This window comes from Pseudomonas putida W15Oct28, assembly GCF_000708715.2.
Classification (GTDB): Bacteria; Pseudomonadota; Gammaproteobacteria; order Pseudomonadales; family Pseudomonadaceae; genus Aquipseudomonas; species Aquipseudomonas putida_R.
On the sequence record NZ_JENB01000045.1, the window covers coordinates 95,677 to 106,479 of the forward strand.

The following is a 10,803-nucleotide window of genomic DNA, read 5'->3' on the forward strand; positions in this document are numbered from 1 at the left end:
TCCTCGACGGGTAAGTGCTTGCTGCTTCCTTGCCGAGCGAGATTTGAAAAGTGACAGGGAGAATCTGAAAAAAAGTGAGAATTATTTAAATCCGGTTTTTGCCTGCACCGGCCTCTTCGCGGGCTTGCCCGCTCCCACAGGAACGCCACAGTGCTTGAAACTTGTGGGGTACCTGTGGGAGCGGGCAAGCCCGCGAAGAGGCCAGAGAAGGTCTACTTGGGAGCGACGTTGACCCACCACTGGGTATGCCGCTCGATCTTCACCGGCAGGGCCGGCACCAGCGACTCCAGCGCGAGGTCGGTGTTGGTCAGCGGGAAGCTGCCAGTCACGCGCAAATCGGCGACCTGCTCGTCTACCCCGAGGTGACCGCTGCGGTATTTGCCCAGCGCAGCCAGCAGGTCGCCCAGGCGCACGTTGTCCACCACCAGCATGCCGCGGGTCCAGGCGTCGGCCCCGACCGGTACTGCGCCGACCTGGCCGAGGCCGTTGGCGTTCATCAGCACCTGCTGGCCTTCGCGCAGCACGTGTTCGTCGCCGCTGTTGTGCGGCATGGCGGCGACCGAGGCTTGCAGCACTTCCAGGCGGGTACCGCCGGCTTCGCGGCGCACCAGGAAGCGCGTGCCAAGTGGCCGCAGGCGGCCATCGTCGGTGCGCACCAGCAGCGGGCGCGGGTCCTGGTGGCCGGTTTCGACCGAGATCTCACCCTGGTGCAGCACGATTACCCGCTGCTCGCCGGCGTAGTCGATGTCTACGGCGGTGTGGGTGTTCAGGCTCAGCAGTGTGCCGTCTTCCAGGCGCAGGGTACGCAGCTCGCCGGTAGCGGTACGCTGGTCGGCCAGCCAGTAGCTGGGGGCCAGCGACGGTGCGCCAACCCAGGCCAGCAGTGAACCCAACATGAACATGCCGGCCAGCCCGCCGCCAACCTTGCCGATGCGTCGACGCAGGCTGGCGCGCGATTGCAGCAAAGTCTGGCGTGCCGGGCCGGCCGCCACGCTGACGCGTTGGTCCATGGCACCGAGCTGGCGCCAGGCGCGCGCGTGTTCTTCGCTGGCGGCATGCCAGCGCATGAATTCGCTGCGTTCATCGGGCGTGCCGCTGGCGTCGTCCAGGCTCAGTTTCCAGGCGATGGCGGCTTCCAGGACCCGGGACGAAACCGGTGCATTGCTCACGTGGGCTCCCCGTACAGGGCCACATAGCATTGGCGCATGCCTTGTGCGATGTACTGGCGCACCCGCGACACCGACACGCCCAGGCGTTCGGCAATTTCGGCATGGCCCATGCCGTCCAGGCGGTTGTGCAGGAATGCCGCGCGGGCCTTGCTCGACAACTTGCCGAGCAGGCGGTCGATGGCCTTGAGGTCTTCGAGGATCAGCAACTGCATTTCCGGGGACGGTTGTTCGGCTTCCGGGATCAGTGCCAGCTCGGCCAGGTACGCCTGTTCCAGCGCGGCGCGACGAAAGTGGTCGAACATCAGCCCTTTGGCCACGGCCGCCAGAAACGCGCGGGGTTCGCGGGGCGTGTCCAGCTGCTCACGGCCGAGCAGGCGCACGAAGGTGTCCTGGCTCAGGTCTTCGGCACGTTGGCGGCAGGCCATGCTGCGTTGCAGCCAGGCGAGCAGCCAGCCGCGGTGGTCGCGGTACAGCGTACCGACCAGATCGGCGTGTGGGCTCTGTGCAGAAGACAAGCAGCGTCCCCCCGGAACGAATGCATTAACTAACGATAATTATTCGCGATTGTTGCAGAGGGGAGGGGGTGGGTGCAATGGACGCTTATCGGATTGCCACCATCAGAGAGGTTGCCTTTGACGGCCTCTTCGCGGGCACGCCCGCTCCCACAGGTACTCCACAGTATTCAAGGCTGTGAGATCCCTGTGGGAGCGGGCGTGCCCGCGAAGAGGCCAGCAAGGCCAATACAAATCTAAAGGCCGTGACTCTGGGCTTTGCGCCGCCGCCATCCACGCAACCGCTGCTCCAGCTGCAACGGGCTGTCCAGCTGCTGGCGCCGGGCCTGGCTGAACAAAATCAGCGCCAGTTCAGCAGTCACCTGGGCATCGGCACTGGCATGGTGGCGCTCTTCCACCTGCAAACCAAACCGTGCCACCCAGTCATCCAGCCCGGCCTCGCGCAGCACCGTGTCGGGGTTGAGCATCGGCGCCAGTTCGGCAACGTCGAGGAACAGTGACTGCAGGCGATGCCCAAGGCTCTCCTTCAGCGCACGGGCCAGCATGCGCTGGTCGAAGGGGGCGTGAAACGCCAGCACCGGGCTGTTGCCAATGAAATCGAGCAAGTCGAGCAAGGCCTCGGCCGGGTCGCAACCGGCGGCCAGGGCGCTAGGGCCCAGGCCATGGATCAGCACGCTGGCGTTGGTCTTCTGCAAAGGCCTGTGCAGGGTGCGTTCGAACTGCTGGGCAAAATCGATGGCGCCGTCTTCGATGGCCACTGCGCCAATCGACAACACCTGGTCCCGGTTGGGGTTGAGCCCGCTGGTTTCCAGGTCCAGCACCACCCAGCGCTGTTCACGCAGGGTGCATACCCCCAGCGGCGCGGGCTTGGGCAACCGGGCCAGGCGCTGGCGTGTGGTGTGGTCCAGTTCGGGCGCGCTGGGGCGCAGCCAGGCGAACAGGCTCATAGTTGGTACCGCAGGGCCAGGCTGCTTTGCAGGCGCTGGGCCTGGCGCAGCGCCTCGCGCAGGATGCGCCGGTCCAGGTGGTTGAGGCTGTCCGGGTCTAGGCGGTTGGAGTAAGGCAGGTTGTCGCGGGCCTGGCGCTGGTGCTGCTGCATGCGGGTTTGCTGGATGAAGTGGTAAGCCTCCTCATACGCCGCGCCATCCAGTGGCTCGATCACGCCCTGGGCCACCAGCTGGCGCAGCCGCTCCAGGGTATTGCAGGCACCGACGCCATTGGCCAACGCCAGTAGCCGTGCACCGTCGACGAAGGGCGTCAGGCCCTGGACCTTGAGGTCGAGGGTGGCGGCCTTGTCATTGCCCTGGCGGGTCAGCACGAACTCGCGCAAGCGGCCCACCGGCGGGCGCTGGCGCAAGGCATTATCGGCCAGCATGCGCTGGAAGATGCGGTTGTCGGCCACTTGCTCCAGCAGGCGTTGGCGCAGTTGCTCGCAACTTTGCTCATCGCCCCACACCACGCGCAGGTCGAAGTAGATGCTCGAACCCAGCAGGTTCTCCGGGCTGGCTTCACGCACAAAGCCGGCAAAGCGCCGTGCCCATTCGCTGCGTGACAGGCACAAGTCAGGGTTGCCGGCCATGACGTTGCCCTTGCACAGGGTAAAGCCGCACTGGGCCAGGCACTGGTTGATGTATTGCGCCAGCGGCAGCAGGCGGGCACGGATGGCGTCGGCTTCAGCGCTGTCGGCGGCTTCGAAGAGGATGCCGTTGTCCTGGTCGGTGTGCAGGGTCTGCTCGCGGCGCCCTTCGCTGCCAAAGCACAACCAGCTGAACGGCACGCCCGGGTCGCCGCGCTCGGCCAGCGCCAACTCGATCACCCGGCACACGGTGTGGTCGTTGAGCAGGGTGATGATCTGGGTGATCTGCGTGGACGATGCGCCATGGGCCAGCATGCGTTCCACAAGCTGGCTGATTTCCCCGCGCAGCGAGACCAGGGTGTCCAGCCGAGGCGCATGGCGGATGGTACGCGCCAGGTGCACCAGGTCGACCCGTTGCAGCGAGAACAGGTCACGCTCGGAAACCACCCCGCACAGGCGCCGGTTTTCCACCAGGCACACGTGGGCGATATGCCGCTCGGTCATGGCCATGGCCGCGTCGAAAGCGCTAGCCTGAGGGCTGAGGTAGAACGGTTTGACCGTCATGTGCCGCTCGATGGGGGCGCCCAGGTCGGCATCCGCCGAGGCCACCACCTGGCGCAGGTCGCGCAGGGTGAAAATGCCGGTGGGGTAGCGCTGCGGGTCGACCACCACGATGCTGCCGACCTGCTGCTCGTGCATCAGCCGCACGGCTTCGCGCAGCGGGGTTTGTGCAGTGCACACCACCGGGTGACGCATGGCCAGTTCACCCAAGGGTGTGTTCAGCGAATACTGGGTGCCGAGGGTTTCCACAGCGCGCTGGCGCACCTGCTGGTTGACCTGGTCGAGCAGGCTGCTAACCCCGCGCAGGGCAAAGTCCCTGAACACTTCAGACATCGAGAACACGCGGATGAACGCGGCCTTGTTCAACTGCAGGCAGAAGGTGTCTTCACCGGCCAGGTGCTCGGTGCGGGTTGCCCGCTCGCCCAGCAGGGCGGCCAGCGGGAAGCATTCGCCACTGGTGATTTCGAAGGTGGTCTCCACGCCAGGCCTGACCAGGTGCTGGCGCTCGCCAACCACGCGGCCCTGCTTGACGATATAGAAGTGCTCGACCGGCCCGTCGGCAGGTTTGACAATGCTTTCGCCGCAGGCATAGAAGCGCAGCTGGCACTGCTCGACCAGGTAGGCCAGGTGGCTGTGCTCCATCTGGTTGAACGGCGGAAAGCGCTGCAGGAACTGCAGGGTGCCTTGGATGTTCTGCAGTACTGCTGTCCTGCCCGCCTGGCTGTAGGCGTCCTTTTTGCTCATGAAACTGACCGTATCGCTACGCCGAACTATATATATCTATATATAGGTGCCGGCCTTGTTGTTCTCTGCCTCCATGGTCGGCTTGCGGCGGGGTGGTGCCCATTGGACGTAAGTCTATGAACGCCCCTGTCAAAGACCCGACGAAAGGCGAATCGGGTGACGCAAGTAATGTGGTCCTAATGCTGAAGCGGAATTTTTTGACGAGATGAGCATGCCTGAGCACACCGACATCCTGAGCGACGCCGAGCGCGAGGCATTGGCCGTGGTAAGTGCGCCTGTGGCGCCCAGGCCTTTGGTACTGGTGGTAGATGACAACGCGGTCAACCGCGAGGCGCTGATCCTGTACCTGAAAAGCCGGGGCATCGATGCGGTGGGGGCGGACGGGGCCGAGGAAGCCAGGCTGTACCTGCACTACCAGAAGCGCATCGCGTTGATGATTACGGATTTGCGCATGCAGCCCGAAGATGGCCTGGACCTTATCCGTACGATTCGCGCGTCGGAGCGGGCGGCGTTGTCGATCATCGTGGTGTCGGGCGACACCGATGTGGAAGAGGCGGTGGACGTGATGCACCTGGGGGTGGTGGACTTCCTGCTCAAGCCGGTGGACCTGGGCAAGCTGCTGGAGCTGGTGAAGAAGGAATTGAAGTTGGAGTAAGCACAGGCCTGTTCCGGCCTCATCGCCGGCAAGCCAGCTCCCACAAAGACCGCACAGATTTCAAGGCCTGTGCAGTCCCTGTGGGAGCTGGCTTGCCGGCGATTGGGCCGCAAAGCGGCCCCGTTCGCAGAGGTTGCTTACAACCCGTTACGCGCCTTGAACTCGCGGCGACGGCGGTGCAGCACCGGCTCGGTGTAGCCGTTCGGTTGCTTGCCACCTTCCACCACCAGCTCTACAGCTGCCTGGAACGCGACGTTGTCGTCGAAGTTCGGCGCCATCGGGCGGTACAGGGCGTCACCGGCGTTCTGCTGGTCGACCACCACGGCCATGCGCTTGAGGCTTTCCAGCACCTGATCCTGGCTGACCACGCCATGGCGCAGCCAGTTGGCCAGCAGCTGGGCCGAAATGCGCAGGGTGGCGCGGTCTTCCATCAGGCCGACGTTGTTGATGTCCGGCACCTTCGAGCAACCCACACCCTGGTCGATCCAGCGCACCACGTAGCCGAGGATGCCCTGGGCGTTGTTGTCCAGCTCGTTGCGGATTTCTCCGTCCGACCAGTTGGTGTCTGCGGCCAGCGGGATGGCGAGGATGTCATCCACCGACGCCGGGGTACGCGAAGCCAGTTCACGCTGGCGCGCCTGTACGTCCACCTTGTGGTAGTGCAGGGCGTGCAAGGTAGCAGCAGTCGGCGACGGCACCCAGGCGGTGTTGGCACCGGCCAGTGGGTGGGCGATCTTCTGCTCGAGCATGGCAGCCATCAGGTCGGGCATGGCCCACATGCCTTTGCCGATTTGCGCACGGCCTTGCAGGCCGGTGGCCAGGCCAACGTCGACGTTGTTGTTCTCGTAGGCGCCGATCCACTTCTCGTTTTTCATGGCACCCTTGCGCACCACGGCGCCGGCTTCCATCGAGGTGTGGATTTCATCGCCAGTGCGGTCGAGGAAACCGGTGTTGATGAACGCCACGCGCTCGGCGGCTGCCTTGATGCAGGACTTGAGGTTGACCGTGGTACGGCGCTCCTCGTCCATGATGCCGACCTTGACGGTGTTGCGTGGCATGCCCAGCAGGTCTTCGACCTGGCTGAAGATTTCGGCGGCGAAGGCGACTTCTTCCGGGCCGTGCATCTTCGGCTTGACGATGTACACGCTGCCGCTGCGGGTGTTCTTGCGGCTGGTGTTGCCGTTGAGGTTGTGCAGGGCGATCAGGTTGGTGAACAGCCCGTCCTGGATACCTTCGGGTATTTCGTTGCCCTGGGCATCGAGGATCGCCGGGTTGGTCATCAGGTGGCCAACGTTACGCACGAACAGCAGCGAACGGCCGTGCAGGGTCACGCTGCCGCCATTGGGCGCGGCGTACTCGCGGTCCGGGTTCATGGTGCGGGTGAAGGTTTTGCCACCCTTGCTCACGGTTTCGGCCAGGTCGCCTTTCATCAGGCCCAGCCAGTTGCGGTAGACGACAACCTTGTCGTCGGCGTCGACGGCGGCAACCGAGTCTTCGCAGTCCATGATGGTGCTCAGTGCCGATTCCATCAGGATGTCTTTCACGCTGGCGGCGTCGGTGCTGCCGACCGGGGTACTGCCATCGACCTGGATTTCGAAGTGCAGGCCGTTGTGCTTGAGCAGCACCGCGGTTGGTGCGGCGGCGTCACCGTGGAAGCCGATGAGCTGGGCGTCGTCACGCAGGCCGCTGTTGCTGCCGCCTTTCAGGGCAACAACCAGCTTGCCGCCTTCGATGCGGTAGCCGGTGGAATCGACGTGCGAACCGGCCGCCAGTGGCGCGGCTTCGTCGAGGAAGGCGCGGGCGAAGGCGATGACCTTGTCGCCACGGACCTTGTTGTAACCCTGGCCTTTTTCGGCGCCGCCTTCATCACTGATGGCGTCGGTGCCGTACAGGGCGTCATACAGCGAACCCCAGCGAGCGTTGGCGGCGTTCAGGGCGAAGCGGGCGTTCATTACCGGCACCACCAGCTGCGGGCCGGCCATGTGGGCGATTTCTTCGTCCACGTTCTGGGTGGTGGCCTGGAAATCGTCGGCTTGTGGCAGCAGGTAGCCGATTTCCTGGAGGAATGCTTTGTAGGCTACGGCGTCGTGTGCCTGGCCTTTGCGTGCCTGGTGGTAGGCGTCGATCTTGGCTTGCAGCTCGTCGCGCTTGGCGAGCAGGGCTTTGTTCTTTGGAGCGAGGTCATTGATGATCTTCTCTGCACCCGCCCAGAACTGCTCGGCGACGATGCCGGTCCCGGGGATGGCTTCGTTGTTCACGAAGTCGTACAGGACCTTGGCGACCTGAAGGCCACCGACTTGAACGTATCCAGTCATTGCTTGCCTCACTCTGCTCAGCTATTTCGCTCTTCTGTATTAAGCCTGTAGCGCTTCTCTAAACACGGCACCAGTGCGTGCCCCCGGGTTGTACCGGGCGCGGCTGGGTGCGGCTTGCCAGACAGGCCGGCAGGCAGTGTGCGTATTTTCACAGGCGCCTTGGCAGACATCCAAACGACGTTTTGTAGTCCGCGCCACGGGATACTACATGAAGCAGTAGGCGGGGCAAAATCAGACTAAAAGCGCCGTTATGCGACCCGTTGGTCGCGTATGGTCACGCTGGGAGTGGGTATGTTCGCAAAAAACAGGTGGATTGTTCCAGATAAATCTTGAAACAGTACACGATTCGTTGTGCTGGCCGCCCTGCGGCAGGTTGCCGCGCCTTGCCTATACTGAGTCGATCCCCCGATTTTCTGCCGCCGGGCGCGGCCCGATACGAGGAAGGGCTTGTGGATCATCTTGTACTGACTGTTATTGCCCCTGACAAGGCCGGGCAGGTCGAACGTATTGCCCAGTGCATCGCCGACCACAGTGGCAACTGGCTGGAAAGCCGCATGTCGCGGATGGCCGGGCAGTTTGCCGGCATCCTGCGGGTGGCGGTGCCGGCTGAGCATTACGCTGAACTGGTGGCGTCTTTGCAGGGGTTGGCCCGGTATGACATTCGCGTGCTGATTGCCGAGAGCGGCATCGAGCCGTCGTGCACCTGGAAGCCGATTGCGATGGAGCTGGTGGGTAATGACCGGCCGGGGATCGTGCGGGACATTACCCGGTTGCTGGCGGATCTGGGGGTGAACCTTGAGCGGTTTACCACTGAGGTGCGGCCGGCACCGATGAGCAGCGAGCCGCTGTTTCATGCCGATGCGTTGCTGGCGCTGCCGTTGACCCTTTCGCTGGATGAACTGCAGCAGAAGCTGGAGAGCCTGGCGGATGATTTGATGGTGGAGTTGAAGCTGCGGGCGGAGGATTGATTCGGGATTGCCGGGGCCGCTTCGCGGCCCATTCGCAGCACAAGGCTGCTCCTACAGGTGTTATGCAATCCCCTGTAGGAGCAGCCTTGTGCTGCGAATGGGCTACAAGGCAGCCCCTTGCGGTTATCCCGATATAACGGGGAAGGCCTTGTGGATAACCTGGGGGTGCACCTCTCCAGCCCAGCTATCACGTGCCTTGCAGGTTTTTGATCAAAAAACACCCAAGAATCAGCAGCTTGTGCACAAAGCACGGGGACGAGGGTGTGGATAACCTTTGGAGATGTCTCTGCAGGCCACGAACCGCATGGCCTGCAGACTTTTGGTTGTTTTTTGATCAGCTGCGCTTGCGCAAACTCATCCACGCATCGACGCTGTAGATCGCCAAGCCTGCCCAGATGAACATGAACGCCACCAAGGTGCTCGAGGACAAATGCTCATCGAACAACAGCACTGCCTGCAGCAATACCAGCGTCGGCGCCAGGTACTGCAGGAAGCCCAGGGTGGTATACGGCAGGTGCCGGGCCGCAGCGTTGAAGCACACCAGCGGTATCAGCGTCACTGGCCCCGCAGCCATCAGCCACAGTGCTTCGCTGCTGGTGTAAAACGCCCCCTGGGCACTCATCGCCGATGGGTGCAGCAGCAGCCAGCCAAGGGCCAGCGGTACCAGCATCCAGGTTTCCACCACCAGGCCCGGCAATGCTGCCACTGGCGCCTGTTTGCGAATCAACCCGTAGAAGCCGAAGCTCAGCGCCAGCACCAACGACACCCAGGGCAGGCTACCCACTTGCCACACCTGCTGGGCCACACCCACGGCGGCCATGCCCACTGCCAGCCATTGCAGGCGGCGCAGGCGCTCGCCAAGAATCAGCATGCCCAGCACCACGTTGATCAGCGGGTTGATGTAGTAACCCAGGCTGGCTTCGAGCATGCGGCCGTTGTTCACCGACCACACATAGGTCAGCCAGTTACCCGCAATCAATGCCCCGCTCAGCGCCAGGATGCCCAGCCGGCGAGGGTTGTCGCGCAGTTCGCGCCACCAGCCGGGGTGTTTCCACACCAGGAGCAGCAGCGAGCCGAACAGCGCCGACCAGAGCACCCGGTGGACAATGATCTCCACCGCCGGGACGCTCTGGATTGCTTTGAAGTACAGGGGGAACAGACCCCAGATGATGTAGGCAGTGAGGCCCAAGATGTACCCGCGACGCGGGTTTGCGGCGTGCATGCAGAATCCTTGCTTAGGTAGCTAAATAAAGCGACGCCTATTGTAGACAGAGGCAGGCATGCTTCTAGAACAATTTCAGCGGTGCTTCATCCAGTGCGGCCATCTGCTCGCGCAGGGCGAGAATCTGGTCGCCCCAGTAGCGGGGTTGGCCGAACCACGGGAAGCTGGGCGGGAACGCCGGGTCGCTCCAGCGCCTTGCCAGCCATGCGCTGTAGTGCAACTGGCGCAGGGCGCGCAGGGGTTCGATCAGGGCCAGTTCGCGCGGGTCGAAGTCGTGGAACTCGTTATAGCCGTCGATCAGCTCGGCCAGTTGCCCCAGGCGCTCCTCGCGGCTGCCGGCCAGCATCATCCACAGGTCTTGCACCGCCGGGCCCATGCGGCAGTCGTCGAGGTCGACCACGTGGTACACCTCGTCACGGTGCATCAGGTTGCCGGGGTGCAGGTCGCCATGCAGGCGGATGAGCTGGTGCGGTGTGCGGGCGTAGATATCCTCGACACGTTTTAGCAGGTCGCGGGCCACGGACTCGAAGGCCGGCAACAGTTCGCGGGGGACAAAACCACCTTCCAGCAGGGTGTTCAGCGAGGCATGGCCGAAGTTGTCCACAGCCAGGGCTTCACGGTGCTCGAACGGTTTGGTGGCGCCCACGGCATGCAGGCGGCCGAGCAACTGGCCAAGGCGGTAGAGCTGGTCGAGGTTGCCCGGCTCCGGGGCGTGGCCGCCCCGGCGGGGGAACAGGGTGAAACGGAAGCCCTGGTGTTCGAACAGGGTGCGGCCTTCGTGCTGCATTGGCGCAACCACCGGCACTTCGCAGTCGGCGAGTTCTGCGGTGAAGGCGTGTTCTTCGAGGATGGCCGCATCGCTCCAGCGGCCTGGGCGGTAGAACTTGGCGATCAGCGGCTGAGCGTCTTCGATGCCCACCTGATAGACGCGGTTCTCGTAGCTGTTCAGTGCCAGCACCCGTGCATCGCTGAGAAAGCCGATGCTTTCCACGGCGTCCAGGACCAGGTCGGGGGTGAGGGTGTCGAAGGGGTGGGACATGGTGACTCCGGGGGTAGGCAGCGTGGGGCCATGGTACAGCGT

General features: G+C 63.7%; 8 protein-coding genes and 1 pseudogene. 2 read left to right on the forward strand and 7 right to left on the reverse strand.

The window, feature by feature from the left end; translation table 11 throughout:
• Positions 1-212 precede the first annotated feature (212 nt).
• From AK81_RS23355 to AK81_RS23370, 4 genes are all read right to left on the reverse strand, one after another.
• Complete coding sequence (locus AK81_RS23355; RefSeq protein WP_043202938.1) at positions 213-1,169, reverse strand: FecR domain-containing protein; 957 nt, start codon at positions 1,167-1,169, stop codon at positions 213-215.
• Positions 1,166-1,684, reverse strand: a complete 519-nt coding sequence (locus AK81_RS23360; RefSeq protein WP_043202939.1) for an RNA polymerase sigma factor — start codon at positions 1,682-1,684, stop codon at positions 1,166-1,168. The genes AK81_RS23355 and AK81_RS23360 overlap by 4 nt, the downstream gene beginning before the upstream one ends.
• Positions 1,685-1,917: 233 nt before the next feature.
• The gene (locus tag AK81_RS23365; protein ID WP_043202942.1) at positions 1,918-2,628 is read right to left on the reverse strand and encodes a 3'-5' exonuclease; all 711 of its coding nucleotides are present in this window, start codon (positions 2,626-2,628) and stop codon (positions 1,918-1,920) included.
• The gene (locus AK81_RS23370; protein WP_043202945.1) at positions 2,625-4,562 is read right to left on the reverse strand and encodes a DUF294 nucleotidyltransferase-like domain-containing protein; all 1,938 of its coding nucleotides are present in this window, start codon (positions 4,560-4,562) and stop codon (positions 2,625-2,627) included. The genes AK81_RS23365 and AK81_RS23370 overlap by 4 nt, the downstream gene beginning before the upstream one ends.
• A 116-nt stretch (positions 4,563-4,678) precedes the next feature.
• Here AK81_RS23370 and AK81_RS23375 point away from each other — a divergent pair.
• Positions 4,679-5,217 (forward strand): annotated as a pseudogene (locus tag AK81_RS23375) (response regulator).
• 137 nt (positions 5,218-5,354) lie between these two features.
• On the opposite strand, the gene AK81_RS23380 reads toward AK81_RS23375, so the two are convergent.
• Positions 5,355-7,532: a malate synthase G gene (locus AK81_RS23380; protein ID WP_043202948.1), complete on the reverse strand. Its 2,178-nt coding sequence runs from the start codon at positions 7,530-7,532 to the stop codon at positions 5,355-5,357.
• 449 nt (positions 7,533-7,981) lie between these two features.
• Here AK81_RS23380 and AK81_RS23385 point away from each other — a divergent pair, with 449 nt between their 5' ends.
• The gene (locus AK81_RS23385) at positions 7,982-8,500 is read left to right on the forward strand and encodes a glycine cleavage system protein R (RefSeq protein ID WP_043202951.1); all 519 of its coding nucleotides are present in this window, start codon (positions 7,982-7,984) and stop codon (positions 8,498-8,500) included.
• A gap of 334 nt (positions 8,501-8,834) precedes the next feature.
• On the opposite strand, the gene rarD is transcribed toward AK81_RS23385, so the two are convergent.
• Positions 8,835-9,722, reverse strand: coding sequence for an EamA family transporter RarD (gene rarD / locus AK81_RS23390; RefSeq protein ID WP_043202954.1), 888 nt, complete (start codon positions 9,720-9,722; stop codon positions 8,835-8,837).
• Between the two features lie 64 nt (positions 9,723-9,786).
• Positions 9,787-10,761 (reverse strand): serine/threonine protein kinase, encoded by a 975-nt coding sequence (locus AK81_RS23395; RefSeq protein WP_043202956.1) that lies wholly within the window; start codon positions 10,759-10,761, stop codon positions 9,787-9,789.
• Between the last annotated feature and the right edge of the window lie 42 nt (positions 10,762-10,803).

Coding starts and splice junctions, on each gene's coding strand:
- AK81_RS23380 (WP_043202948.1), bottom strand. CDS start 7,532: ATGACTGGATACGTTCAAGTCGGTGGCCTTCAGGTCGCCAAGGTCCTG.
- AK81_RS23395 (WP_043202956.1), bottom strand. CDS start 10,761: ATGTCCCACCCCTTCGACACCCTCACCCCCGACCTGGTCCTGGACGCC.
- rarD (WP_043202954.1), bottom strand. CDS start 9,722: ATGCACGCCGCAAACCCGCGTCGCGGGTACATCTTGGGCCTCACTGCC.
- AK81_RS23365 (WP_043202942.1), bottom strand. CDS start 2,628: ATGAGCCTGTTCGCCTGGCTGCGCCCCAGCGCGCCCGAACTGGACCAC.
- AK81_RS23370 (WP_043202945.1), bottom strand. CDS start 4,562: ATGAGCAAAAAGGACGCCTACAGCCAGGCGGGCAGGACAGCAGTACTG.